Source organism: Streptomyces sp. NPDC003035 (assembly GCF_042888285.1).
Classification (GTDB): domain Bacteria; phylum Actinomycetota; class Actinomycetes; order Streptomycetales; family Streptomycetaceae; genus Streptomyces.
On the sequence record NZ_JBIAPJ010000001.1, the window covers coordinates 849,478 to 873,857 of the forward strand.

Genomic DNA, 24,380 nt, shown 5'->3' on the forward strand with positions numbered 1-24,380 from the left:
GGGCGACGGAGGTCTGCAGGAAACCACGGCGGTTGACGTAGCCGAAGTCGAACACGGCACCCTCCCCGAAGGTCGGTCTCACGCGACGGCCTGGTGCCGAGCGCTGGGCTCTCGTACGAGGCGGCGTACGCGTCCGGTCCCGAGGGCGGATCCGGTGCGTACAGCCGTGCGATCAGGGAGCAGGGCGTCCGACGCACAGAAGGTGTCGGTCGTGTCGTTGCTGTATGCCGCCGAGGGTCGCCTGCAGCTCGCCGCTCACCGTTTGGGCATACGCTTCCACACCCCGGCTCGAAGAGTGGGGGCTTCTGCGGGCGGCTGGGTGGGCGCAAGGGGGCGCGCGGGCGCGCAGAACCACGCCTATTTGCCGTAATCGGATGGTGTTCATTTCCGATGGTGTTCATTTCCGAGCACGGAGTGCGCCGGAAGTAATACGTTTCGCCTTATGCGTCAGCGTGGGCACCTGGCCAGGCCGGTGTCGACGGTGCACGAGCGCGGTGAGCGACGCGGCGGCCGTGACGGTCGCCGGCAGGGCGAGCTCCAGCGGCGTTGCGCACCGTCCCGAAGGCGCCGTGGGAGACTCCTTCGCGCCGGCGGCCAGCCACTGCAGAACGCTCACAGGACCTGGGAGTAACCGGGATGCGAGGCCACGGGTGTGTGCTCAAGAACTGAGTCCCGCCCGGCGCACGACGATGGAAGCCGCACAGGGCACGACGCCGGACAGGGCCGGGTAAGCCGGGTATGCCCGGCCTTCACCCGGACGAGGCGTGACGCGAGTGATCGTCCGGGGGTTGGCACAGTCACGGGCGCGGGCAGCCGCCCGTTCGACGGTCGGCGGAGGCGGACGGGGATGGATCTTGCGACGGTCCGGGCCGTGCTCGACGCGCGCGATGGTGTGCGGTGGGAGGCGGGGGACGCTTGGCTGGCCGGCGGCACCTGGCTGTTCTCCGCTCCCCAGCCCGGGATCTCCCGACTGTGGGACCTTCACCGGATGGGCTGGCAGCCGCTGGTGGTCGGTGAGGGCGGTCTGGAGATCGCGGCGACGTGCACCGTGGCCGAGCTGCTGGCCTTCGCCGAACAACCGGACGGGCCCTGGCCCGGTGCACGAGCGCTGATGGCAGGCTGCTGCCGGGCGTTCTCCTCGTCCTTCAAGGTGTGGAACAGCGCCACGGTGGGCGGCAATGTGTGTCTGGCGCTGCCGGCCGCGCCGATGGTGTCGATGGCGGCCGCTTTGGGCGGCGTGTGTGTGCTGCGTGCGGCCGACGGCCGTGAACGGCAGCTGCCGGTCCGTGAATTCGTCACCGGAGCCGGCCGGACGTGCCTGCGGCCGGGGGAGATGCTGCGCAGTCTGCGGCTGCCGGCCACAGCCTTGGAGCAGCGCACCGTGATACGCCGGGCCAGCCTGCGACCCGGCGGGCACTCGGCCGCCTTGGTGATCGCCGCGGCCACCCCCGGCTCCGGGCGTTTCGCGCTCACGCTCACCGCGGCCACGGCACGCCCCGTGCACCTGCCCTTCGACCGGCTGCCCACGCCGGCCGGGCTGCGTAAGGCGATCGAGCGGGCTGTCGGCCTCCAGATGATCGTGGACGACGTCCACGGGGCCCCCGCCTGGCGCCGTCATCTCATCGTTCACCTGGCCGAGGAAGCGCGGCGCGTACTCGTGGCGGAGGACTGACATGGCCTTCTCGATCGCACTCAACGGCCGGCTCGTGTCCGAGCCACCGGCACCCGGGCAGTGCCTGCGTACGTATCTGCGTGAGCGAGGCTGCTTCGGGGTGAAGAAGGGCTGTGACAGCGGTGACTGCGGCGCCTGCACCGTGCACGTGGACGGCATGCCCGTGCACAGCTGCCTCTACCCCGCCCTGCGCGCTTCCGGGCGGACGGTGGCGACGGTGGAGGGCCTGTCCGAGGACGGCGCGCTTCACCCCGTACAGCAGGCGTTCGCCACGGCCCGGGCCTTCCAGTGCGGCTTCTGCACCCCCGGGTTCGTCATGACCGCTGCCACCCTGGACGAGACCCGGGGCGCCGATCTCACCGAAGCCCTCAAAGGCAATCTGTGCCGCTGCACCGGCTATCGGTCCATCACACAAGCCGTTCAGGCGTCTCACGAAGGCCGCTCCGCTGACGAGCAGGCCACCACAGCAGAAACCACTCCTGTCGCTCCGGAGGCTGAGGGTGTCGTCACGGGCAGGGCCCGCTTCACTCTCGACCGCCCGGTTCCCGAGGGGTTGCTGCACGTCAAGCTGGTCCGCTCTCCGCACCGGCACGCGATTGTCACAGGGATCGACGCTGCCGATGCCCTCGCCGTGCCGGGGGTCCACGCTGTCCTGACCCACCATGACGCGCCCGCCATCCGCTTCTCGACCGCTCTCCACGAACACGCCGAGGAGAATCCGGCCGACACCCGCGTCCTGGACGACGTCGTGCGTCATGTGGGCCAGCGCGTCGCGGCGGTGGTGGCCGACAGCGAAGCCGCCGCTGAGGAGGGTTGCCGCCGTGTCCGCGTCACCTACCGGGTCATGCCCGCCGTCAGCGGCCCGGAACACGCTCTGTCGCCCGGCGGACCTCGTGTCCACCCCGGCGGGAACATCGCCGATGAGGTGCACACCGCCATCGGAGACATCGATGCCGGGCTGGCCGAAGCCGACCACGTCTACGAGGAGACGTTCCGCACGCACCGGGTGCAGCAGGCCGCGCTGGAGACCCACGCCAGCCTCGCCTGGCAAGACGACGACGGGCGGCTGCGCGTCCACACCGCCACCCAGGCACCGCACCTGACCCGGCGGCACCTGTGCACGGTGTTCGGTCTGCCACCGCAGCGCGTGCGTGTCACGGCCGCACGGCTGGGCGGCGCGTTCGGTGGAAAACAGGAGGCGCTCACCGAGGACATCGTCGTGCTCGCGGCCCTGCGCACCGGGCGGCCCGTCAAGCTGGAGTACACCCGGGCCGAGGAGTTCACCGCCACCACCCGACACCCCTTCCAGGTCCGGGTGAGGATCGCAGCCCGCCGCGACGGCACGCTCACCGCCCTGCGCCTGCACGTCCTGTGCGACACCGGTGCCTACGGCAACCACGGACCCGCCGTCCTGCGTAACGCCTGCACCGAGGTCGTGCGCCTCTACCGCTGCCCCAACATCACGGTCGACGGCTGGGCGCTCTACACGCACAACGTCCCGGCGGGCGCCTTCCGCGGTTACGGCATCGGCCAGATCACCTTCGCCGTCGAATCCGCCCTCGACGAACTCGCCCACATGACCGGTCTCGACCCCCTGGCCCTGCGCCGCCAGGCCTACCTGAGTCCCGGACAGCCCGCACCGGCGGTGACGGCCGACGACACACCGCCCGTCGCCGACCACGGCATCACCGGCTGCCTGGACATCATCGAAGCCGCCCGCACACGACGACGCTCGGGCACCCCGTCCGCGCTTCCCGGACCGTCCTGGCTGGTGGGGGAGGGCATGGCCGTCACCGTCACGCACACCCTGCCCTCCGACGGCCACCTCGCCCAGGCCACCGCCACCTTGCGCGCCGACGGCACCTACGACCTGTTCACCGGCGCCCCGGAGTTCGGCAGCCAGGTCACCACCGTCCACCGGCGCATCGCCGCCACCATGCTGGCCACCACCGTCGACCGCATCCACCTCCGCCAGGGCGACACCGACCTGCTCCCCCACGACACCGGAGGCTTCGTCTCCACCGGCTCCACCCTCGCCGCCCGCGCCGTCCACGACGCCTGCCGGGCCCTGCGTACGGCCGTCCTCGAAGCCGCAGCAGCCCACACCGGCGCCACCCCGGACAGCTGCAGCCTGGGCCAGGACGCCGTCGACTGCGCCGGCCGCCCGCTGCCCTTGGCCACCCTGTACCGAGCCGTCCAGGAGACTGGTCGGCCACTCACCGCCACCGCATCCCGCGACGCCACCACCGGAACTCCGGGCCTGGCGGCGAACGCCCAGTGGATCCGCCTCGCCGTCGACCCGGCCACCGGCCTGATCACCCTCCTGGATTCCGTCCACGCCAGCGACGCGGGCACCGTCCTGGACCGGCGACAGCTGCGTGGCCAGATCGAGGGAGCCGTCGCCCAGGGCATCGGCACCACACTGATGGAAGACCTCCGCACCGACCACCACGGCCGCGTCACCACACCGGACCTGCGCACCTACCCGATCCCGCACGCCGCCGACGTACCCCACACCGACGTCCGCTTCGTCCCCACCCCCGGGCCCGATCAGCTGCACTGCGCCAAACCCGGCAGTGAGGCTGCCTTCAACCCCGTCGCCCCCGCCTTGGCCAACGCCCTGCGCGACGCCACCGGCATCCGCTTCACCACCCTCCCCCTGCGTCCCGACGCCATCTGGGCGCAACTGAACGCGAACGTCCCGTCCCCACCCGGAGAACCCACCGCAGCGGTCCGCTCCTCACCCGTACCAGAAAGGCCTGCCGGTGGCTGACAGCACCGCGCCGGGTCGCGCCGGGCCGTACCGGCACGCCACCGCATCCGTGCCCGACCCCGGCCGCCGACAGGGCCATGACGTAGTGGTGATCGGCTGCGGCACCGTGGGCACCAGTGTCTTCCTGCACCTCGTCGACCCGGCCGCATACCCGCACCGGACACTGCACACGGGCCTTCCTGCCGACCGGCTTCGGTCGGTGAGCCTGGTGGACCCCAACCCGGTGGGCTGGGGGCTGGCCTTCGGCGACCGCGACCCGCTGCTGATGTGCAACAGTGCGGTGGACCTCAACTCCCTGCTTGCCCACCATCCCGAGGACTTCCTCGACCATCTGCGTCAACACGGCTGGCAGGGCCGGCCCGACGACTGCGTGCCGCGGTCATGGATGGCCGCCTACTGCCACCAGCGCTACACCCGCGCCCGTCAGAGCGCCACCACCCTGGGCATCCGGGTCCAGCACCTGCGCGCCACAGCCCACGCCGTCGCCGCACGACGCGACGGCTACCGCATCCACCTGGACAACGGCCAGGAGATCCCCGCCACCCACGTCGTCATCTGCCCCGGCGTCCACCAGCCCCGCACCCCCGACGGATTCGCCCCGTACCGACACCATCCCGCCTACCTGGACAGCCCCTACCCCACGATCCGCCTGCGCCGGCACCTGACCCGACCGGCGCGCCTCCTCGTACTGGGCACCCACCAGAGCGCCATCGACGCCGCCCTGCTGCTGTGCCGTGACGGCCACCACACCACCCTCACCTCCCCCTCCGGCCGGCTGCCCGCCGTCCGCACCGCCCTCACATCCGCCACACGCCCGCACCCGCCACTGCAGCGCATCACCCTTCTCGACCCAGCCGATCCTCACCTCGCGGACAAGCTCACCCGTCACGTCATCGAGGCGATCCGCCTCATCGACCCGCGCCCCCTGCGGCACCAGATCTCCGCCGCCACCGACCCCGTCCAGCGGCTACGGGAGGAAATCGCCCTGGCCGAAGGGGGAGCCTGCTTGTGGGCCGAGATCTGCACGCCCCTCATCGAAGCCGTCATCGCCCTTGCCGCTGCCCTGCCCCCCGCTGGCCACAGCGCCCTGATGACGCGCTTCGCCTGGTTCATCAGTCGCTACGCCACCGCCACCACCCTCGTCAACGCGCGCCGACTGCTCACCCATTTCACCTCCGGTGCGCTGCGCCTGGCCGACTCCTACCCGACCGCCACCGCCTTCACGAACGACGGCTGGCGCATCCAATGGTCCAGCTCCGCACCGGAACACTTCGACCACGTCGTCAACGCCACCGGCTTCCACCCGCCCCACCTGACCCGGGACCCAGACAACGACACCTGGCATCTGGACCCCTCGTCCGCCCCGCCCGGCACCGTACGCGTGGACAGCTTGGAAGCTGACCTGCGGCTGCGTTCTCAGCCTGGGGCACCACCCGAGCGGATCTGGGTGGCCGGCGTCGCCACCCACATCCGCATCCCCTTCGCCAACCACCTTCGCAACGCGGTCGGTCAGGCCGGGCACGTCGCCGACCAGATCCGCTCCTCGCCCCCCGCCTGATCACGGCGGCCGGACCCCCGCCCACGCTCAGGGCCGATGATCCTGTCTTCGCTGTGCGCTCGGGGCCCACCGTCATACTGCGTGTGACGCGGCGGTTTCTTCGTGGTCTTCTCCGTGGCGGGGGTCTTGGACGCTGTCGTCTTCGCGGACCCGTTCGGAGAAGGCAGGCTCCGGGGACAGGCGACCGGCCGATGCAACGGATGCAGGGCTGTCCGAGTGGCGGAGCGAGTCGGGGTGGGTGATGGTGGTGTCGGTGGGTCTGTGACCGCGGAGCGGCTGACCCGCCACGACCGTGGCGAGCGGAGCCGCCTGGAATTGCCGGGAGCAGCACGCCTATCCGCATCCGTACAAGAGGTGCGTGGCCACGGCGGACTCGGGCTCATGGGTCGGGCTCACATCGCAAGACCCTTACCACCGGAGGTGTTCCATGGCGTCTCTTCGCCTGCTCGCCGGCGCGGCCGGTACCGCATTGTTTCTCGCTCTCCCTGCAGCGGCACACGCCTCGCCACCACCCGTCGGGGCGGACAACTGCGCCAAGGCGATCGCGGTGGCTGAGAAGACACAGAAGGACTACGAGTCCTGGCTGAAGTGGTACAAGGACGCGATCGATCAGGGCGGCCACCCCGGTACCGCCGGGAGGCAGGCCCTGGCCGATGCGAAGGCCGACCGTGACAGGACGGCCTCCCAGGCGCAACGCATCTGCGGCCCATGACCCCACGATTACTCTCGGTCCTTCGTGACGGCCCGCCAGGTCATCTGGCGGGCCGTCACTGTCTGTTCCGCGGTTTCGGGCATCGCAGCGACCGACGGCTGGGTCGGGTGCACCAGCTTCCACGGCTCCGGTGGGGTGGTGCTGCTCCCAGCGACGAGAAACAGCAGTCAGCCGGGTTACTGAAACCGGTCTGCGGTTCGCAGACAGCTAGGAAGGGTCTCGCCTGTGTAAGCACAAGCCATAGCAGTTGCCACACGTACAGCTTGCACATTCGGCTCATCCTGATGTGCTGTCCGACTATCCCAGGTGTGTACACCGACACCGGCCCTGACCTGCCCGGACACAACCTTCTGCCACACGCTTCAGGAGAATCGACGAGTCCGATAACCGACCGGAACGAGGGCCCATGCGCGCGGTCATCCGCCAAGTCGCTGACGGCACCTACCTGGTGCACGGCAGCAACACCAACTGGATCATCCTGACCGACGGCGGTGACGCCACCCTGATCGACACCGGATACCCCGGCGACCGCGCCTCCCTGCTGGAGTCACTGACCGAGGTGGGCAGCTCCCCGGAACGGGTGGCGGCCGTGCTGCTCACCCACGCCCACAACGACCACCTGGGCTCGGCCGAGTACCTGCGCACAGCCCACGGCACCCCTGTCTTCATGCACGAGGCCGAAGTGCCGCACGCCCGGCGCGACTTTCTCCACCAGGTGTCCGTGGGCACGGTGCTGCGCAACGGTTGGCGGCCCGGCGTCCTGCCGTGGGCCGTACACACCCTGCGCGCCGGCGGCACCGCCCACCATCCGGTGACCGAGCCCCGGCCCTTCCCGATGGGTGGCGCGCTCGACCTGCCTGGCCGGCCGGTGCCGGTCCCCACACCCGGCCACACGGAGGGCCACTGCGCCTACCACCTGCCGGACGTCGGAGCGGTCGTGTCGGGAGACGCCCTGGTCACCGGCCACCCCGCCTCCCGCGCCACCGGCCCACAGATCCTGCCCGCCATGTTTCACCACGAACAGGCCCGCGCCGTGGCCTCGCTCGACTTCCTGACGTCCCTCGACGCCGACCACCTGCTGCCGGGCCACGGCCCCGCCCACCGGGGCACGGTCGCACAGGCCGCCGAACAGGCGCGGACGCGAGCCCTGGCCTAGGTATTGTCCCGCCGGTTGTTGCCGCGGCTGATGGGCGGGTGTCCGTCGAGTGCGGTGTGGCAGCGGTCGGTCTTGTTCCTCCGCGGCAACGGGCGGCGCACTTCCGCTGGTGCGGAGAGCACGAGCTCCCCGAGGTCGTGCTCAGTGACGCCGAGGTACTGCGGGTCCGCAACATCGTGGCCGATCAGGTCCACCCTCTGCCCACCTTCGACGTTAGGCAGATCGAGGACCCGGAGAGACCCGGCCACGGGATTTTCGTGATCGCGGTGCCCCGCAGCCCCTCCGCTCCGCACGGAGTACTGGTCAATGAGGGCTTGCGCTATCCGCGCCGTAACGGCGCCAGCATCATCTACCTCGCGGAGGCCGAAGTGGCCGCCGCCTACCAGGACCGCTTCGCCCGTCGCCAGTCCCGCCATGAGGACCTGCTCCGCTAGGAACGCGACCTGATCGGCCGCCTGGACGTGAGCGACCAGACGTACGTCGTTGTCACCCTGGTGCCAGACCTCAGCGGGGACTTCCCTCTCGACACCAAGACTCTGCGCGCCTTCCAGCAGGAGACCCGGGACAAGGACCTGCTCGTCATCCCGCGTGGGGCGTACGTCCGCCACTTCACGGTCGGCAGCGTCGCCTATTGGCGCACGGCGGCTCCGAGCCCGCGATGGCCAAATGGATCGCGTGCGAGCTGCACCAGACCGGCGCCGGCACCTTCGCCGCCATCGCCTCCAATCGCGTTGACCTCGCCCGGCCCGGGCAGGTGGATGAGAACACCACGGTCAGCCGGATCGAAGACGATGACCTGGTCCTCGACATCTGGTTCGGGCTCCGGCTCCTGGCCCGCCACGCACGGGACCGCGCCACCGCAGGAGGCACCGCCACAGTCCGCGTGACCATCGCGCGCCCGTCAACGCCGACCTTCCGGCCGAACTACGTCACCCGCGCGGACATGCCAACACTGAGGCAGCCCTTCCGTCGGAGAAGCTCCCCGCGGACCCGTGGTGGCGAGAGATCTCCGCCCCCATCGCGCGCCGGTGGCGCCGCCCCAAGGGCTCGGCGCCGACCGCCCGGGGAGACCTCGACCTCGCCGGCGATCGCTGAGGCGACACGGAGCGACCGGACACCCGTCGCCCCTGAAAGGCCCGCCGACGACTCTCCCCAGCCTCTTCCGAAGCCGGTCGAACCGCGCCAATGACCACCGTGCGTCCCGATGTTGACGCTCGGTCACCTGTTCGTGCCCTGATACGATCATCGCGCTTGCGGGGGCGGCGGATGGCGCAAGGGGACAACGACGACCACGACGGCCATCCGGGCGGTGCCCCCCCCCGGTACGGACGGTTCCGCCGGTTCGCCCGCATGGACCGATTCAGCAGCCGGCCGTCAGTCGCCTGAAGAGAGTCTTATGACGCATTACGCACAGAACCCAGTGCTCTGGGCCCTCCTCGTCGCCGTCCTCGGCGCGGTCGCCGTCATTGTTCGCCAGCGCAAGGCGACTCGGGCCCTACGGCGTGAGATCGAAGAGACCAAAGCCCATTACACCGAGCTGGAGAACGGCTTCTCGAAATCGGTCGAGGCCGAGAAAGAGCGAGCCCAGGACGCGACGAAATCCGTCCTCAAGTCCGCCATGCGGACACTTCAGGGTCTCGCCGCCGAACAGCAGTCCGTGATCTCAGGACTGCAGAGCAAGTACGGCGAGTCCGTCATTCTCCAGGACCTCCTGGAGATCGACCACACCAACTCCCAGTTCGGACGGCGCGCCCAGTCCATCGCCGTGCTGTGCGACGGCTGGCTGGGACGACAGCGGGACGTCGCCTCGGTCTACGACGTGGTCCGCAGCGCGCAGGGCAGGATCCGTCACTTCCGGCGCGTGGAGATCCTCTCGCAGGTCGACTTCGGCATCACCAGCCGGTCGGTGGAGCCGGTGGCGCTGGCTCTCGCCGAGTTGCTCGACAACGCCACGAGCTATTCCAGCCCGGACACCGTGGTCGAGATCAACATCCGTACCGTCCCCAAGGGCGTCTGCATCGTCGTCGACGACGCCGGTGTCGGCATGAACGACGAGGAGAGGGCCAAGGCCACGAAGCTCCTGTCGACCGAGCGGGTCTCCGGCGTCTCGGGGCTCGGCAGCCCCCCTCAGTTCGGATTCGCGGTGATCGGCGTGCTCTGCGAGCGCTTCGGCTTCGAGGTGTCCGTGGACTCCAGTTCGCCGTACGGAGGCGTCCGCGCGGTCCTCCTCCTGCCGCACGAGCTGCTCACCGCCATGCCGGAGAAGAAGGTCCCGGCGGCGCCCGTCCCCGCCGTCGCCGGCACGGACCCGAGCGGCCCCGAACCCGCCATGACCGCGGCCTCGACCCCCGACGGTCTGCCGCAGCGCCGCCGCAAGCGGCCGATGACCATCGTGCCCGGCGGCACGGCCACGCCCGCCCCGCACCGCTCCGGCGCGGAAGCCGCGGCGATCATGGGCGCCTTCCAGCGCGGCACGCAGTCCGGACGGGCCACCCGCCCGGACACGGCGGATCAGACGAGCAGCACACGTGATGCGAGCAGCGAAGGGCATGAGATCTCGTGAACGACGATCTGTCATGGATGCTTGACAGCGCCTTGGAGATACCCGGGGCGCTGCACGCGGTCCTGGTCTCCGCCGACGGTCTGCTGATGGCCCGGACGAAGGACTTCGACAAGGACAACGCGGACACGGTCGCCGCCGCGATGAGCGGTGTGCAGTCGCTCAGCCGCTCGCTCGGGTTCTTCGTCGACGGAGGCCACCTGCGGTGGCGGCAGACTCTGGTCGAGTTCGACGGCGGCTGGGTCTTCCTGATCTCCGCCGGCGAGGGCGCGTACCTCGGCGTATCGGCCTCGCCGGACGTCGACATGCAGGACATCACCTTCCGGATGCAGCAGCTCGTCGGTCAGCTGGGCAAGGCCCTGACGACGCCGCCCCGCGAGAACCTCGGCGTCCGCTCATGAGCGGCTTCGACGAACCGGACTCCGAGGCCGCCGCGTTAGTCCGCCCGTACGTCATCACCAAGGGACGCGGCCTGCCCGACGAGGAGCAGCTGTCCCTGATCACCCTGGTCACCGCGGCGGGCGACCACCAGCAGCGCCCCACCCGGCTCTCCCCCGAGGAGCAGGGCCTGCTCGACCTGTGCACCGCCGGCTATCTCTCGGTCGCCGAGATCGCGGGGCACACGAAGCTGCCCATGGGCGTGGTGAAGATCCTCCTCTCCGCGCTCACCGAGGGCGGCTACCTCATCACCCGCCCGCCCGTGCAGCGCGCCCAGCTCGCGGACCGCGACATCCTCGAGGAGGTGCTGAATGGGCTACGCACCAAATTTGGGTGAACAGGCGTACGTCCGTGACGGAGCGACGCAGATCGCCGTGAAGATCCTTGTCGTCGGCCACTTCGCCGTGGGCAAGACGACCTTCATCGGTGCGATATCGGAGATCCCTCCGCTGTCCACCGAGGAGACGATGACGGCCGCCGGTGAGTCGTTCGACGACCTCAAGGGAGTCCGCAGCAAGACCACCACCACGGTGGCCATGGACTTCGGCCGGCTGACCATCAGCGATCGCGTCGTGCTGTACCTCTTCGGTACGCCCGGCCAGCAGCGCTTCGTCCAGATGTGGGAGGACATGGCGCGCGGCGCGCTCGGAGCGCTGGTGCTGGTCGACCCCGAGCGACTGGCGGACTCCTTCGCCGTGATCGACCTGATCGAGCAGTACGGCCTCGACTACGCGATCGCCATCAACCGCTTCGACGGCACCGCGGACCGCGAGGAACGGGCGCTGCGCGAGGCGCTGGACCTGCTCGACGACACCCCGGTCGTCACCTGCGACGCGCGCGACGAGCGGTCGTCCGCCGACGCGCTGATCACTCTTGTCCGGCATCTGCTGGACCGCGCTCACTAGGAACCGACATGGACGCTCAATCCCCCGCCCCGGTCCCCCCGCCCGGGTGCCCCGCTCACACCGACGGCGCCCGGGTGCCGCTGCACGGGCCGGAGTTCGCGGCCGACCCGCAGGCGTACTACTCCTATCTGCGCCACTTCGGTCCGACCGCTCCCGTGGAGCTCGCTCCGGGCGTGGAGGCCACCCTCGTCACCGACTACGCGACGGCCCTGCAACTCCTCCAGGACTCCGGCTCCTTCCGCAAGGACGCCCGCCGCTGGCGGGACCTCGACGAGGGCAGGATCAGCCCGGACAACCCGGTCGTGCCCGTGCTGGCGTACCGGCCCAACTGCATGTTCAGCGACGGCGCCGAGCACCTGAGGCTCCGGCAGGCGGTCACGGACAGCATGGCCCGGGTCGACTCGCGTCGGCTGAGCCGGACCACCGAGCAGGTCTCCGCCTACCTCATCTCGCAGTTCGGTTCGCGGGGGTCCGCCGATCTGCTCGGTGACTACGCCAAGCAGCTGCCGCTGTTCGTGTTCAACGAACTCTTCGGCTGCCCTGCCGACATCGGTGACCGGGTGCTGTTCGGCATCACCGGCATGTTCGACGGCGTCAACGCCGAGCGGGCCGCCGAGGTGCTGTTCCAGGCCGTGGGCGAACTGGTGGCGCTCAAGCGGGCCAGGCCGGGCGACGACGTCACCTCCTGGCTGATGCAGCACCAGTCCGCCCTGACCGACGAGGAGATGGTCCACCAGCTCGCTCTCCTGCTGGTGGCGGGCAACGAGCCGCTGCGGAACCTCATCGGCAACACGCTGCACCGGCTCCTCACCCACGACGCGTACGCCCACAAGGGCGGTCTGATCGACGAGGCCCTCGACGACACGCTGTGGGAGAACCCGCCCATGCAGAACCTGGCGCCGCACTACCCGGCCTCCGACATGGAGTTCGCCGGGCAGAAGCTGCGGGCCGGCGAGCTCGTGCTGGTCAGCTTCGCCGCCGCCAACACCGGACCGGCGCTGATGGCGGCGCGTCAGGCCGGCAGCAATCGAGCCCACCTGGCCTGGAGCGCGGGTCCGCACGCCTGCCCGTCGAAGGACCCCGCCCGGCAGATCACGGTGACCGCCATCGAGAACCTTCTCAACCGGCTTCCCGACGTCGAACTCGCGGTTCCGGAGGACAGTCTCGTGTGGCGTCCGGGACCCTTCAACCGTGCCCTCGCCACGCTGCCCGCCCGGTTCACACCGGTCGCGACCGTATACGGGACCGACCCCCAGGCGGGTCAGGAGTCGCCGTCCACGTCGCCCGGTCCGGCCGGTGCGGACCCGAAGCGCGAACGCGCGGGAAAGTGGAGCCAGTTCCTCAACTGGCTCACGAGGTGACCTACGTAACTCCGGTCAATTTGCGCACCACCGCATGAACGTTCTGCCTCAAGGGTAGTGAGCAGCGGCTCATTCGTCCTGATCGCGAGGCAAAGGAGGTGTCGTGGACCACATATCCGCCGACGCCGATGTCATGCAGCTCCCCACCGAGTTGAGCACCCTCGATACCCGCCTCTCCAGGCGGGTATCTTCTTGGGCGCCCCGGTCCGGGACGGGGGAGGGCCCGGCGACCGCCTTCCCGCCCGGCGACCCGCAGGCGCCCGAGGGGGAGACACTCGGCGGTCACGCGGCGAGACAGGTGCTGCGGCTGTGCGAGGCCGCGGGATTGAGCGGGCCAGACTCGGCGGAGTACGCACGGACGCTGCTCACGGTGCTGGGCCCGGTCGCCGAGCGGCGGCTCGATCTCCCGCCCCCGGACCGCTCGTTCCTCTCCGACGACCACACGCCGGTGGAGTTCTCGCTCGCCTTCGTCCCGAACGCGGACCCGACCCTGCGCGTCCTCCTCGAACCGGGCTGCGGCGCCGACAGCCTCAGGGAGAACGGGCTCGTCGGACTGCGGGTCGTCCGTGAGATGGCGCGTCGATGGGGCTTCGACACCAAGCGGCTGGACGAGCTGGAGGACCTGTTCTTCCCGCCGGCCCCGCAGGGGCCTCTCGCGCTCTGGTGCGCGCTCGAACTGCTCCCCGGCGGGATCCCCCGGATGAAGGTGTACCTGAACCCGGCGGCGTCCGGACAGGAACGTTCCGCCGCCACCGTACGCGAGGCCCTGCAGCGGCTCGGCCACCAGCAGGCGTTCACGGCGCTGCCCGAGGGCGACCGTCATCTGTTCTTCGCCCTGGACCTGGGCGACTGGGAAGAGCCCCGGGTCAAGGTCTACCTCGCGCACCACGACCTGTCGGCCACGGAGGCGGCCGATCTGTCCCGCCTGGACGGCGGCTCCGGACAGCCGGAGATCACGACGTTCTTCCGCATGGCGGCCGGGCACGACGCCGAGACCGGGGTCGAGACCGGGGTCGAGGCCGGGGCCGGGGCCGGGCAGGGCCCACGAGTGGACCGCAGACCCGTCCAGTCCTGCCACGCCTTCACCGAGACGGCGAGCGGCCGGCCCAGCGGCTTCACCCTCTACATCCCCATCCGCGACTACGCCCGGGACGACGGCGAGGCCCTCGACCGGGCGGTCGCCGTCCTCGACCGCCACGGCATGGACAGCGCACCGCTCATCCGGTCCCTGTCAGCCGTCACCTCCCGCCGGCTGCGGGACGGTGTGGGCCTCATCGCCTACCTGGGGCTCGCCCACCAGCAGGGCCGCCCGCCGCGCGTGACCGCCTACATCTCCTCGGAGGCGTACGCCGTCCGGCCACCGGCCGCCGTCCCCTCCCCGCGGACCTAGCGCGGTTCACCCGAGGGGACGGTCCGACGAGGAAGACAGGCGCTATGCGTCCTGCAACTCCCGCAACTCCCGGAGGTACGGGCCGACATCCACCTGGATCGAGGCACCCTCGGTCCGCCCGTAGCGCTCCTCGATACGGCTCAGGTACGCGCTGATCTCCTTGCGCATGACATCCGCCGGCGGCAGGGCGACGTCACCGTCGACGATCCGCGCCACCCAGCGCGCCTGCGCTTCGACGAGACGCGTGATCGAGCCCACGGGACGGATGAGACCGACGAAGTACAGGCCGGGCCGGTCGGCTGCGACAACACGTCTGTACAGTTCGACCGCCCCCTGCCCCGCCCCGCGCCCCGGACCCGCCGGACACCCGGCGGGCAGGAAGGGGAAGGCCATGCGGAACCCGGTGCAGAAGACGACGGCGTCCGCCTCCTCCGAGGTTCCGTCGGTGAAGGACACCCGGCCGCCGTCCAGGGCGGCGATCGCGGGCTTCGGGATCACCCCGCCGTGCCGTATTCGGCTGAGGATCTCGTCCGAGATGGTCACGGCCGAGGAGAAGACGGGGTGGTCGGGCTCGGGGAGGCCGTAGTCCGACAGCCGTCCCCGGGCCACGAGCAGTGCCTGCTCGACGAAGCGCCGCTGCTCGGCGAAGGACATCTCGTTCCACCACGGCGCGTCGGCGATCAGGTCCACGGACGTGCCGAAGAGCTGCTTGGGGACGACGTGCAGCCCCCGGCGGACGGAGAGCATGGTCCGCGCGGCGTGCCGGGAGAGGTCCGCGGCGATGTCCACGCCCGAGGCTCCCATGCCCACGACGACGACCCGCTGCCCGGCGAAGTCGCTGCCGTCCTGGTAGTCCATCGAGTGGAGAATCGTTCCGGCGAAGGATTCGGAACCCGTCGGCAGCGGATCGGGCAGCGCCGCCTCCGTGTTGTGGCCCGAGGCGACGATCACCTGTGCGAAACGCCGCTCCGTCTCCACTCCGCGCGCGTCGCGGCTGACGACCGTCCAGCCGGCGTCCCCGGCCTGCCGTACGGAGACCACCTCCGTACGCAGTTCGATGCGCGGCAGCAGCCCGGCCCACTCGGCGAAGGACCGCAGATAGGCGGCGACGTCGCTGTGCCGGGGGTAGAGGGGCAGCTCGTCCGGCATCGGGAAGTCGGCGTAACCGGTGAGCTGCTTGGCGCTGTTCAGATGCAGCGACCGATAGGCCGGGCCCCGCTCGCCCGCCCCCGGCTGGCGCCAGATCCCTCCGACGTCCGGTGACCTCTCCAGGCAGACGAAGTCGACTCCCCTGACCGCGAGCGCGTGCGCGCTCGCCAGACCCGACAGACCCGCACCGATGACACACACGGTCGCGGCAGGGGGAACGTCATGTGACCCGTCCAAGGAACCCTCCACAGAACACCATCCGTCCTCGCGCCGGGTGTCGACCGCGGATGTCGCGGCCCTCCCGGCGCACAGGGGGCCTCACGATACCGACCGGCTTTCGCAGGTGGGTGGCGTGGTTCCGGTCGTACGGACAGTCACACCGGCGGCCGGGGCGTCGGCACGAACGACGCGCGAGCGAACGCCGATTCGACGGCCGAAAAGGTGGCTGGAAAGAGGCGTACGCGGACTGTCCATGGCGCTCCAGGGGCGCGCGCACCTCCGCGCGCGGACCCCGCCGGACGATTCCGGTCAGGGGCCGGTTCCGTGGAGCGGGGAGGCGTACACGCACCTTCTCTCCCTTCCGCTCCGACGGGCCGACCCCGCCTCGCCGGGTTTCGGCCATACGTTCTCGGCCGGTCGTGCGAAGGGTGATACCAGAGTCGGGCGCTCTGCGGGTAAGTTTGCCAACTGCGCACCGCACATGAACGGTTGACGACTACAGTGTGTGGTTGGTGATCATCGGTAGGCTCATCAGATCCACGTAGGACTCTCCCCGTAGTACGCCGATTCCTGGGCACGTACCAAGGACACTCATGTCTCAACTTCGCGCACCCGCCGGGCGGTCCGAACGCCGTGAGGGCGGGCGGCACGGCCGGTCAGGCGCCCGTTCCGTTCCCGGCGCGGGAACTCCCACCCCCGCGCAGAATCCCGCGCCGCTCCCACCGGAAACGCGCATACGCCCCCAACTCCTGCGTACCTCCGTGCTTCCGGCCGTGGCCGTGGCACTCGGCGGCGCGGCCGCCGTCCTCTTCACCATCCGCTCCACCGGAGCCAGCCCCTCGGCCGGCCTCTGGGCGGCGCTCACGGGCGCCGCCGCCCTCACGGTCGCCTCCGTGACCGCGGCCGCCCTCGGCGCCGACCGGGCGGCCAAGTCCGTGCTCGACCGCTGCAACGCCCTGCGCCGCTCCAGCGCCCGGAGCCAGAGCGAACTGCGGACGGTCGTCGAGCAGCTGCGCCGCGGCGAAGGCCCCCCGGCCCGCCCGGCCACCCCGCCGACCGGTTCGTCCGGCGACGGGTTCGACCTGCTCGCACAGGAGTTGAACCGCTCCCACGAGGCCGCCGTGGCCGCCGTGGTGCAGGCGTCCCGGCTCTCCAGCAGCGTCGGCAACGAACAGAAGGTCGAGGTCTTCGTCAACCTCGCCCGCCGTCTCCAGTCCCTCGTGCACCGTGAGATCCAGCTCCTGGACGAGCTGGAGAACGAGGTCGAGGACCCGGAGCTGCTCAAGGGCCTCTTCCACGTCGACCACCTCGCGACCCGCATCCGCCGCCACGCGGAGAACCTCGCCGTGCTCGGTGGCGCCATCTCCCGTCGGCAGTGGTCGAATCCCGTCACGATGACCGAGGTGCTGCGCTCCTCCATCGCCGAGGTCGAGCAGTACCCGCGCGTGAAACTCGTGCCGCCGATCGACGGTACGCTGCGGGGTCATGCCGTGGCCGACGTCATCCACCTGCTCGCCGAACTGGTCGAGAACGCGACGCTGTTCTCCGCCCCGCACACCACGGTGCTGCTGCGCGCCCAGTACGTCACGGCCGGCCTCGCCATCGAGGTCGAGGACCGCGGCCTGGGCATGCCGGTCACCGAGCAGAACAAGATGAACGCCCTGCTCGCCGACCCCGATCAGGTCAACGTCGCGCATCTGCTCCAGGACGGCCGCATCGGCCTCTTCGTGGTCTCCGCGCTCGCCCGGCGCCACGGCATCGCGGTACGCCTCCAGTCGAACATCTACGGCGGTGTCCAGGCGGTCCTCGTGCTGCCGCAGGGCCTCCTCGGCGCCGACCCCGAGGGGCTCGCGCGGAGCCAGGGCCAGGCGGGAGCCGTAGCCGCGGGCCAGGCGGCCGCGAGGCCGCAGGTTCCGCAGCAGACGGCACCTCCGGCCGTCCACGCGAGCCCCGCCGCCCAGGCTCCCGCGGCCCCGGCCCAGGTCCCCGGCCCGCACACCACCGGGATGCCCGGCCCGGCGCCCGCACCGGCACCCGCACCGGCACCCGTACCGGCGCAGGCGCCCGCGCACGCGTCCGGGCAGACTTCCGTACGGACGCCGGCCCACGCGCCGGAGCCCGCGGCCGAACCGCAGCACCGGCCGCTGACGTACACCACCTCCGCGCCCGCCCTACCGCTCCAGTCGCCCGAGACGGGGGCGCCCTCCCCGGGCGGTCCCGCATACGACACCCCCCTCCCCGTACGGGGAGAGCACACCGAGCGTGCCCGCCCCGGCACCACCCCCCAGGCCCCCCGCCCCCAGGCCACCCGCCCCGAGGCTCAGGGCCGCCCCCTCCTCCCCAAGCGGCGTGCCCAGGAGCACCTCGTCCCGCAGCTGCGCGACGAGCCCGTGGTCCGCAGGACCGAGGAGCACGCTCTGCACGACCCGGGTCTCATGGCCGCGTTCCAGCGCGGCATCGGACTCGCCGAATCCCAGCCGTCCCCCCAAGAACCGCTGCGTCCCGGTGACGCGCACAAGGAGTAGATGCACCATGGCGAGCAATGTGCCGAACGGCCATTCCTCGGATCTCGACTGGCTGCTGAGCGGTCTGGTCCAGCGGGTCCCGTACACCCGCAACGCGGTTCTGCTCTCCTCCGACGGCCTGGTCAAGTCGGTCCACGGCCTCGACACCGACGCCGCCGACCACATGGCCGCGCTGGCCTCCGGGCTGTACTCGCTCGGCCGCAGCGCCGGCGCGCGGTTCGGCGACGGTGGCGAGGTGCGGCAGGTGGTCGTCGAACTCGACTCCACCCTGCTGTTCGTCTCCACCGCCGGATCCGGCACCTGCCTGGCCGTCCTCGCCGGACGCGAGGCGGACGCCGCCGTGCTGGGTTACGAGATGGCGATGCTCGTCAAGAGCGTGCGGCCGTATCTCGTCACGCCCGCCAGACAAGCGGCGGGCGCGGCGGGCAGCACAGGGCAGTGAGCGTGACGTCCCCCCAGGAGGGGCCCTGGCTCGATGACGCGGCCGGCCGGCTGATCCGCCCGTACACCGTGAGCGGCGGCCGGACCCAGCCCACCACCGCGCTGGACCTCCTCTCCATGGTGATGGCGACGGGCTCCTCACCGCAGCCCCACATGGGTCCTGAGCACAGCCTGGCCCTCGGGCTGTGCGACGGACCCACCTCGGTGGCGGAGATCGCGGCGCACTTACGGCTCCCGGCGGTCGTCACCAAGGTTCTGCTCTCCGATCTCGTGGACTGCGGGGCGCTGACCGCCCGGGCGCCCCGCTTCCACGCCAACCCAACCGACCGTTCCCTGCTGGAGGCAGTGCTCGATGGCCTACGACAACGGCTCTGAGCGCCACGAGAGCGTGGCGACCGATCCGTTCCCCACCGCGCTCAAGATCCTGGTGGCGGGCGGCTTCGGCGTGGGCAAGACCACCTTCGTGGGCGCGGTCAGCGAGATCGAACCGCTGAGCACCGAAGAGCTGCTGACCCAGGTCAGCGCGGGCACTGACAGCCTGGAGGGCGTGGAGTCCAAGACGACGACCACGGTCGCGATGGACTTCGGCCGCATCACGCTCGACGACACGAACGTGCTGTACCTGTTCGGCACCCCCGGCCAGGAGCGCTTCTGGTTCATGTGGGACGAGCTCTCCGAGGGCGCACTCGGCGCGGTCGTCCTCGCCGACACCCGGCGCCTGCAGGAGTGCTTCTCCGCCGTCGACTTCTTCGAACGGCGCGGCATCGGTTTCGTCGTGGCGGTCAACGAGTTCGACGGCGCCTACCGCTACGAGCCGGACGAGGTGCGGGCGGCGCTCGACCTCAAGCCCGAAGTGCCGGTCGTGCTGTGCGACGCCCGGATCTCCAGCGCCGGCATCCGCACCCTCCTCACCCTCGTCCAGCATCTGCTCACCACCATCCCGGCCGCCGTGCCGAGCTACGGAGCACCGTCATGACCTACGACCCGACCGGTCATCTGCTGCTGACCCCCGTCGACCGGGAGGCGCCCGCCCGTGTGCGGCGCCTGCGCGAACTGGGGCTCGGGGAGCGGCCGGAGCCGGCGTTCGACGAGTTCGCCCACCGGCTGGCGGAGGTGACCGGCGCCCCGTACTCGATGGTCAACTTCATCGACGAGAACCGGCAGTTCTTCGCCGGGCTGCACACCCCGGCGGGCACACACACGGGCAGTGACCTGGGCGCGGCGGCGGCCGGCGGCAACGTCGGCCGGTTCATGGCCCGCGACCACGGCTACTGCCCGCACGTGGTGGTGCGCCGCAAGGCGCTCGTCCTGGAGGACGTCTGCGACTACCCGCGGTTCGCGGGGAACCCGGTGGTGGACGAGATCGGCATCCGCTCCTACATGGGCGCGCCGCTGATCGACCGTACGGGCATAGCGCTGGGGACGATCTGTGTCGTCGACACCGACGTACGACCCTGGGGCCGGGCCGGCCTGGAGACCATCAAGAAGCTCGCGGCGGAGCTGGTGGAGCAGATCCATCGCCGCGAGGAAGGTCTGATCTGAGGCACGGGGAACGCCCCGGGACGGCTTCGCGGCCGACCGGGGCGCTTCTGTGTCTGGGTCAGGCGTGGAGGGGCTCCAGTTTGACCAGGTCCGAGAGCTTCTCCGACCAACTGCCCTTGTCCTGGCCGAGAGCGACCTCGGCCAGCCGCAGCAGCTGGATGTCGGAGGTGCCCGCCGGGGCGAAGATGTGGTGCGCGTCGCGGAGGTAGCGCTCGATCGGACGGTCCGTGAAGAGACCGGCGGCCGCGTGGATCTCCATCGCGTTGCGACCGGAGTCGATCGCCGACTCCACGTTGACCAGCTTGGCGTTCATCAGCTCGGCGTCGCAGGACATGCCCTGGTCGAGCAGATGCACCGCGTGGTAGGCGGCGAGCCGTGCCGTCATCAGCCGGGACTGCATCTGCCCCAGCTTCAGCTTGACCGTCGGCAGGTGGTGCAGCGGCTTGCCGTAGCGGTGGCGCTCCGCGCAGAACCGGGTGGTGTCCTCCAGGATCGCCTGGTGGATGCCGAGCGAGACGGCGGTGAGGTTGGCCCGGCCGTACAGCACGCTCGAGGAGTACGCGACGGACAGGCCGTCGCCCTCGTCGCCGAGCCGGTTGGACGCCGGGACACGGCAGTTCTCGAAGACGAGCTCGCCGAAGCTGAAGCCGTGCAGCCCCATGGCCGGCTGCTGGGGGCCGAGCCGGAAGCCGGGGCGGTCGGACTCCACGAGGAAGGCCGTGAGGCCCTTCGATCCGGGGCCGGTCCGCACGACGACACCGTGCAGATCGCCCACGTGGCTGTTGCCGACGAAGACCTTGCTGCCGTTGAGGATGTAGTCGTCGCCGTCGCGCACCGCGCTCGCGGTCATGCCGAGGACGTGCCCGCCCGAATCGGGTTCGGTGACCGCGATGGTCGGCAGGCACTCGCCCGCGGCGATGGCGGGAAGCCACGTCTTGCGCTGCTCGTCGCTGCCGAAGTGCACGATCTTGGCGGTGCCGAGCTGGGAGGCCTGGACCATGGCGCCCATCGCGCCGCTGACCCGGGAGAGCTCCTCGATGATGATGGTTTTGGCCAAGTGCCCGGCGCCCATGCCGCCGTACTCCTGGCTGATTGTGGCGCCCAGCCAGCCCTGCTCGCAGATCAGCCGGGACAGTTCGTGGTGCACCGAGCGGGACGCTTCCATCTCGGCTATGCGTGGCCGGACCTCACTCTCCGCGAAGTCCCTGACCGTTTCCCTGAGCTGATGATGAAGTCGGCTGCTGAAGTAGCTGTCCATACGAGTCCCTCCCCTGCGAAACGCCTGCTCGCTCGGTTGTTCGAGCAGGTGGTGCATCGGCAGTGGCCCCGTCCCGAACAGGCCGACACTCCATGGTGTTGATCTTTCCGGGACGGATCAATATCGCCACGGAGTTTGTCCGAAACACAAACGGTTGACGTTTGAATCTGACTGTGTTTCGTGGGGAGTTGGCCTGTTCGAGCGGGTCACCAGGGCATTCCCCGTGGGCTTCTTTCTGCCACATGCCAACGGCAAACAATCGACGGGCATATGGCATGGAGAAGCGCCGGATCGCCTCATAGGCCACCTCTTCACCAGAGAGGCGGCATGCCGGAAGAATCACCGAGCCCGGAGAGGCCGGAACCACGGGGTCGCGCGCGCTCGACGCCCCGGGAAGGTGAGCGGCATCCGGCGTGCGGATGCGCGCGGCGGCGCCGGGGCGTGTCACGGGGAGTGACTGGCGCACGCGCCGGCGCGTGCGCTCCGAGAGGGCGCTGGTCGGTGTCAGTGGCGGGCCGTACGGTCGGGGTATGGCCACTGCCGACGACGTACGCAGAATCGCGCTCTCCCTGCCCGAGGCGATCGAGAAGCTCGCCTGGGGCATGCCCACCTTCCGTGCCGGCCCGAACGGGAAGATCTTCGCCTCGCTGGACGACGACGACCAGGTGATAGGGGTGAAATGCCCCAAGGAGGAGCGCGCGGAACTCATCGCGTCCGAACCCGCCAAGTTCTTCGTGCGGGAGGGGCACGACGACGGCTATGCCTGGGTACGCGTCCGGATCGGCGCCCTCGACGACGAGGAGGAGCTGCGCGCGATCCTCGCCGACTCGTGGCGCCAGGTGGCTCCGCGCAGGCTCCTGGAGCAGTACCCGGAGGCCGGGTCCCGGGGGGAGAGCTGAGCGGTCACCGGCCGAGGAACGTCGTGACGCGCTCCCGCAGTCCGGCCGGGTCGAGCCCGTGGCCGGCCAGGTGCTCGTCGATGCTGCCGTACTTCCGCAGCTCCCGGCGGGAGACCCCGAGACCGAGGACGCGGTGGGGGACCTCGGAGAGGGCGTCGTTGGCCGCCGCCGTCGACGTACCGGCGAGGTAGGGCTCGACCAGGACGACGTCCGGGCGGGCCGCGGCCGCCGCCCTGCGCAGACCCGCGGCGTCGAAGGGGCGGATCGTGGTGGCGTACAGGACCGTCACGTCGAGGCCCTCGGTGGCCGCCAGGACGTTGTCCAGCATGGGCCCGACCGCGACGACGACGCCGGACCGCCCCTCGCGCACGGTGTCGAAGCCGGGGGTGACGGGTCGCGGCGAGGAGGTGGACTGGAGCGAAAGCCGGACGTAGACGAGATCGTCGCCCGCGACGGCCTGTCGCAGCAGGGTCTCCGCCTCGTCCGGGTGGCCGGGGACATGGACCGTCCAGCCGTCGAGCGTGTCGAGCAGCGCCACGTCGCCGGGGGACATGTGCGTGAAACCGCCGGCCGGCCAGTCGTACGACGCCCCGGCGCTCACCAGGACGCCCGTCACGCCCTGATGCCCGAAGTCCAGCTTGAGCTGCTCGAAGGGGCGCTCGACCAGGAAGCTCGCGAAGGTGTGCATGACCGGTCGCAGCCCCGTCAGCGCGAGCCCGCCGCCCGCACCGATCAGCAGCTGCTCCCGGATGCCGACGTTGATCACGCGGTCCGGGTGGCGCCGCTCGGCCTGCTGGAACCCGTCCCTGCTGATCTCGGCGAGGACGAGCGCGAGGCGGGGGTCCTCGTCGAGCAGGCGGCTGGTGGTCGAGATGAAGCGGTCACGCATGGTGTCCATCGCAGGGCACTCCTTCTTATGCTAAGGCGCTGATCAGGCGTTCTTGGGCTCGACGCGGGCGACGACGGCGCGCGGCCGGCCCGGGTGCGGGGCGGTGAAGGCGGTGTACAACGCGTCGTGATCCCGTCCGTCGACGGTCGCGGCGGACCATCCGGCGGCCTCGAAACGGGAGGCGATCCCGCCGGGCCAGCCGTACGTCGCGGAACCGTTGTCGATCACCAGCGTGTGCAGCTGCTCGAGACCGGCGGGGCCCGCGTAGGCGATGGCCTCGTGATTGCTGCCCTCGTCGAGCTCGGCATCCCCGATGAGCACCCACACCCGCGGCTCGGTCAGCCCCTGCGCGCGCAGCCCGAGCGCGCTCCCGACGGCCAGCGGCAGCCCGTGCCCCAGGGACCCGCTCCCGATCTCGGCGCCCGGCACGAGCGTCCGGTCGGGGTGGTGCCCGAGCGGGGAGTCGTACGACCCGAACCCGGTCAGCAGCTCCTGGGCGAAGAAGCCCTTGTCGGCGAGGACGGCGTAGTACGCCATGGGCCCGTGCCCCTTCGACAGCAGAAACCGGTCCCGCCCCGGATCCGCGACCGTCTCGGGCGCCACCCGGAGCACGCGGTCGTACAGCACCCAGAGGGCGTCGAGGGTGGAGGTGGCGGCGGGCGAGTGCTTCTCGTCGCCGGTCATCAGCGCCATGAGGCCGTGGAGCCGGTCGATGTCCGTGTTCGTCATGCCACCCACCGTGCAACCTCAAGCGAGGTCGAGGTCAAGCACGGAAAGCCGTTCGTGACCACCCGGGGAAGTGCGGTATTGTTCTCATGCGCGTTCGGCCGGGGGAAACCCCAGGTCAGACGGGCACCGGGACGTGGCGCAGCTTGGTAGCGCACTTGACTGGGGGTCAAGGGGTCGCAGGTTCAAATCCTGTCGTCCCGACTC

23 protein-coding genes and 1 tRNA gene are annotated in these 24,380 nt (G+C 70.7%); 19 read left to right on the forward strand and 5 right to left on the reverse strand.

Annotated elements, in window-relative coordinates:
- The first annotated feature begins 847 nt into the window (after positions 1 to 847).
- The 6 genes from ACFYV5_RS03820 (at position 848) to ACFYV5_RS03845 (ending at position 8,305) form a co-directional block, all read left to right on the forward strand.
- On the forward strand, positions 848 to 1,672 hold the full coding sequence (locus tag ACFYV5_RS03820; protein ID WP_389163925.1) for an FAD binding domain-containing protein: 825 nt from the start codon (positions 848 to 850) through the stop codon (positions 1,670 to 1,672).
- Between the two features lies 1 nt (position 1,673).
- The gene (locus tag ACFYV5_RS03825; protein ID WP_389163927.1) at positions 1,674 to 4,445 is read left to right on the forward strand and encodes a molybdopterin-dependent oxidoreductase; all 2,772 of its coding nucleotides are present in this window, start codon (positions 1,674 to 1,676) and stop codon (positions 4,443 to 4,445) included.
- The gene (locus ACFYV5_RS03830; protein WP_389163930.1) at positions 4,438 to 6,003 is read left to right on the forward strand and encodes an FAD/NAD(P)-binding protein; all 1,566 of its coding nucleotides are present in this window, start codon (positions 4,438 to 4,440) and stop codon (positions 6,001 to 6,003) included. Before ACFYV5_RS03825 ends, ACFYV5_RS03830 begins: the two co-directional genes overlap by 8 nt.
- A gap of 547 nt (positions 6,004 to 6,550) precedes the next feature.
- Entirely contained in the window at positions 6,551 to 6,715 is a 165-nt protein-coding gene (locus ACFYV5_RS03835) for a hypothetical protein (protein WP_389163933.1), read from the forward strand.
- Between the two features lie 406 nt (positions 6,716 to 7,121).
- The gene (locus tag ACFYV5_RS03840; RefSeq protein ID WP_389163936.1) at positions 7,122 to 7,871 is read left to right on the forward strand and encodes an MBL fold metallo-hydrolase; all 750 of its coding nucleotides are present in this window, start codon (positions 7,122 to 7,124) and stop codon (positions 7,869 to 7,871) included.
- Between the two features lie 38 nt (positions 7,872 to 7,909).
- Positions 7,910 to 8,305, forward strand: a complete 396-nt coding sequence (locus tag ACFYV5_RS03845; RefSeq protein ID WP_389163939.1) for a hypothetical protein — start codon at positions 7,910 to 7,912, stop codon at positions 8,303 to 8,305.
- A gap of 194 nt (positions 8,306 to 8,499) precedes the next feature.
- On the opposite strand, the gene ACFYV5_RS03850 is transcribed toward ACFYV5_RS03845, so the two are convergent.
- Positions 8,500 to 8,712 (reverse strand): hypothetical protein, encoded by a 213-nt coding sequence (locus tag ACFYV5_RS03850; RefSeq protein WP_389163942.1) that lies wholly within the window; start codon positions 8,710 to 8,712, stop codon positions 8,500 to 8,502.
- A 555-nt stretch (positions 8,713 to 9,267) separates the two neighbouring features.
- On the opposite strand from ACFYV5_RS03850, the gene ACFYV5_RS03855 reads away from it, so the two are divergent.
- The 6 genes from ACFYV5_RS03855 (at position 9,268) to ACFYV5_RS03880 (ending at position 14,525) form a co-directional block, all read left to right on the forward strand.
- On the forward strand, positions 9,268 to 10,434 hold the full coding sequence (locus ACFYV5_RS03855) for an ATP-binding protein (RefSeq protein ID WP_389163945.1): 1,167 nt from the start codon (positions 9,268 to 9,270) through the stop codon (positions 10,432 to 10,434).
- Positions 10,431 to 10,832 carry a roadblock/LC7 domain-containing protein gene (locus tag ACFYV5_RS03860; RefSeq protein WP_355115089.1) on the forward strand — a complete coding sequence of 134 codons (402 nt, stop codon included), beginning with the start codon at positions 10,431 to 10,433 and terminating at the stop codon, positions 10,830 to 10,832. The genes ACFYV5_RS03855 and ACFYV5_RS03860 overlap by 4 nt, the downstream gene beginning before the upstream one ends.
- Entirely contained in the window at positions 10,829 to 11,206 is a 378-nt protein-coding gene (locus ACFYV5_RS03865) for a DUF742 domain-containing protein (RefSeq protein ID WP_355115090.1), read from the forward strand. The genes ACFYV5_RS03860 and ACFYV5_RS03865 overlap by 4 nt, the downstream gene beginning before the upstream one ends.
- Entirely contained in the window at positions 11,181 to 11,774 is a 594-nt protein-coding gene (locus tag ACFYV5_RS03870; protein WP_355115092.1) for an ATP/GTP-binding protein, read from the forward strand. The genes ACFYV5_RS03865 and ACFYV5_RS03870 overlap by 26 nt, the downstream gene beginning before the upstream one ends.
- Positions 11,775 to 11,782: 8 nt before the next feature.
- Positions 11,783 to 13,135 carry a cytochrome P450 gene (locus ACFYV5_RS03875; RefSeq protein ID WP_355115094.1) on the forward strand — a complete coding sequence of 451 codons (1,353 nt, stop codon included), beginning with the start codon at positions 11,783 to 11,785 and terminating at the stop codon, positions 13,133 to 13,135.
- Between the two features lie 325 nt (positions 13,136 to 13,460).
- A complete protein-coding gene (locus ACFYV5_RS03880) occupies positions 13,461 to 14,525 on the forward strand; it encodes a tryptophan dimethylallyltransferase family protein (RefSeq protein ID WP_389163950.1) in 1,065 nt (354 codons plus the stop codon).
- 42 nt (positions 14,526 to 14,567) lie between these two features.
- Here the strand turns inward: ACFYV5_RS03880 and ACFYV5_RS03885 are convergent, their stop codons facing one another.
- Positions 14,568 to 15,911, reverse strand: coding sequence for a flavin-containing monooxygenase (locus tag ACFYV5_RS03885; RefSeq protein WP_389163952.1), 1,344 nt, complete (start codon positions 15,909 to 15,911; stop codon positions 14,568 to 14,570).
- 575 nt (positions 15,912 to 16,486) lie between these two features.
- On the opposite strand from ACFYV5_RS03885, the gene ACFYV5_RS03890 reads away from it, so the two are divergent.
- The 5 genes from ACFYV5_RS03890 to ACFYV5_RS03910 are packed head-to-tail and all read left to right on the forward strand — an operon-like array spanning position 16,487 to position 20,401.
- On the forward strand, positions 16,487 to 18,418 hold the full coding sequence (locus ACFYV5_RS03890) for an ATP-binding protein (protein ID WP_389163953.1): 1,932 nt from the start codon (positions 16,487 to 16,489) through the stop codon (positions 18,416 to 18,418).
- Between the two features lie 7 nt (positions 18,419 to 18,425).
- Positions 18,426 to 18,860 carry a roadblock/LC7 domain-containing protein gene (locus ACFYV5_RS03895; protein ID WP_215071982.1) on the forward strand — a complete coding sequence of 145 codons (435 nt, stop codon included), beginning with the start codon at positions 18,426 to 18,428 and terminating at the stop codon, positions 18,858 to 18,860.
- A 2-nt stretch (positions 18,861 to 18,862) separates the two neighbouring features.
- A complete protein-coding gene (locus tag ACFYV5_RS03900) occupies positions 18,863 to 19,234 on the forward strand; it encodes a DUF742 domain-containing protein (protein WP_355115101.1) in 372 nt (123 codons plus the stop codon).
- Positions 19,212 to 19,835, forward strand: coding sequence for an ATP/GTP-binding protein (locus ACFYV5_RS03905; protein ID WP_355115102.1), 624 nt, complete (start codon positions 19,212 to 19,214; stop codon positions 19,833 to 19,835). The genes ACFYV5_RS03900 and ACFYV5_RS03905 overlap by 23 nt, the downstream gene beginning before the upstream one ends.
- Complete coding sequence (locus tag ACFYV5_RS03910) at positions 19,832 to 20,401, forward strand: GAF domain-containing protein (RefSeq protein ID WP_389163957.1); 570 nt, start codon at positions 19,832 to 19,834, stop codon at positions 20,399 to 20,401. Before ACFYV5_RS03905 ends, ACFYV5_RS03910 begins: the two co-directional genes overlap by 4 nt.
- Positions 20,402 to 20,459: 58 nt before the next feature.
- Here ACFYV5_RS03910 and ACFYV5_RS03915 read toward each other — a convergent pair whose 3' ends face one another.
- Complete coding sequence (locus ACFYV5_RS03915; RefSeq protein WP_389163959.1) at positions 20,460 to 21,659, reverse strand: acyl-CoA dehydrogenase family protein; 1,200 nt, start codon at positions 21,657 to 21,659, stop codon at positions 20,460 to 20,462.
- Between the two features lie 530 nt (positions 21,660 to 22,189).
- Here ACFYV5_RS03915 and ACFYV5_RS03920 point away from each other — a divergent pair.
- On the forward strand, positions 22,190 to 22,558 hold the full coding sequence (locus ACFYV5_RS03920; protein ID WP_389163962.1) for an MmcQ/YjbR family DNA-binding protein: 369 nt from the start codon (positions 22,190 to 22,192) through the stop codon (positions 22,556 to 22,558).
- Between the two features lie 4 nt (positions 22,559 to 22,562).
- Here the strand turns inward: ACFYV5_RS03920 and ACFYV5_RS03925 are convergent, their stop codons facing one another.
- Positions 22,563 to 23,456: a transketolase family protein gene (locus ACFYV5_RS03925; RefSeq protein WP_389163965.1), complete on the reverse strand. Its 894-nt coding sequence runs from the start codon at positions 23,454 to 23,456 to the stop codon at positions 22,563 to 22,565.
- Positions 23,457 to 23,489: 33 nt separating this feature from the next.
- The gene (locus tag ACFYV5_RS03930) at positions 23,490 to 24,176 is read right to left on the reverse strand and encodes a transketolase (protein WP_389163969.1); all 687 of its coding nucleotides are present in this window, start codon (positions 24,174 to 24,176) and stop codon (positions 23,490 to 23,492) included.
- Positions 24,177 to 24,303: 127 nt separating this feature from the next.
- Here ACFYV5_RS03930 and ACFYV5_RS03935 point away from each other — a divergent pair.
- Positions 24,304 to 24,377 (forward strand) — tRNA-Pro (locus ACFYV5_RS03935).
- Positions 24,378 to 24,380 lie beyond the last annotated feature (3 nt).

Excerpts from the sequence above, each read along its gene's own strand:
- ACFYV5_RS03890 (WP_389163953.1), top strand. The coding sequence starts at position 16,487 with ATGTCTCAACTTCGCGCACCCGCCGGGCGGTCCGAACGCCGTGAGGGC.
- ACFYV5_RS03905 (WP_355115102.1), top strand. The coding sequence starts at position 19,212 with ATGGCCTACGACAACGGCTCTGAGCGCCACGAGAGCGTGGCGACCGAT.
- ACFYV5_RS03855 (WP_389163945.1), top strand. The coding sequence starts at position 9,268 with ATGACGCATTACGCACAGAACCCAGTGCTCTGGGCCCTCCTCGTCGCC.
- ACFYV5_RS03870 (WP_355115092.1), top strand. The coding sequence starts at position 11,181 with ATGGGCTACGCACCAAATTTGGGTGAACAGGCGTACGTCCGTGACGGA.
- ACFYV5_RS03840 (WP_389163936.1), top strand. The coding sequence starts at position 7,122 with ATGCGCGCGGTCATCCGCCAAGTCGCTGACGGCACCTACCTGGTGCAC.
- ACFYV5_RS03920 (WP_389163962.1), top strand. The coding sequence starts at position 22,190 with ATGGCCACTGCCGACGACGTACGCAGAATCGCGCTCTCCCTGCCCGAG.
- ACFYV5_RS03875 (WP_355115094.1), top strand. The coding sequence starts at position 11,783 with ATGGACGCTCAATCCCCCGCCCCGGTCCCCCCGCCCGGGTGCCCCGCT.
- ACFYV5_RS03910 (WP_389163957.1), top strand. The coding sequence starts at position 19,832 with ATGACCTACGACCCGACCGGTCATCTGCTGCTGACCCCCGTCGACCGG.
- ACFYV5_RS03915 (WP_389163959.1), bottom strand. The coding sequence starts at position 21,659 with ATGGACAGCTACTTCAGCAGCCGACTTCATCATCAGCTCAGGGAAACG.
- ACFYV5_RS03820 (WP_389163925.1), top strand. The coding sequence starts at position 848 with ATGGATCTTGCGACGGTCCGGGCCGTGCTCGACGCGCGCGATGGTGTG.
- ACFYV5_RS03825 (WP_389163927.1), top strand. The coding sequence starts at position 1,674 with ATGGCCTTCTCGATCGCACTCAACGGCCGGCTCGTGTCCGAGCCACCG.
- ACFYV5_RS03865 (WP_355115090.1), top strand. The coding sequence starts at position 10,829 with ATGAGCGGCTTCGACGAACCGGACTCCGAGGCCGCCGCGTTAGTCCGC.
- ACFYV5_RS03895 (WP_215071982.1), top strand. The coding sequence starts at position 18,426 with ATGGCGAGCAATGTGCCGAACGGCCATTCCTCGGATCTCGACTGGCTG.
- ACFYV5_RS03925 (WP_389163965.1), bottom strand. The coding sequence starts at position 23,456 with ATGGACACCATGCGTGACCGCTTCATCTCGACCACCAGCCGCCTGCTC.
- ACFYV5_RS03930 (WP_389163969.1), bottom strand. The coding sequence starts at position 24,176 with ATGACGAACACGGACATCGACCGGCTCCACGGCCTCATGGCGCTGATG.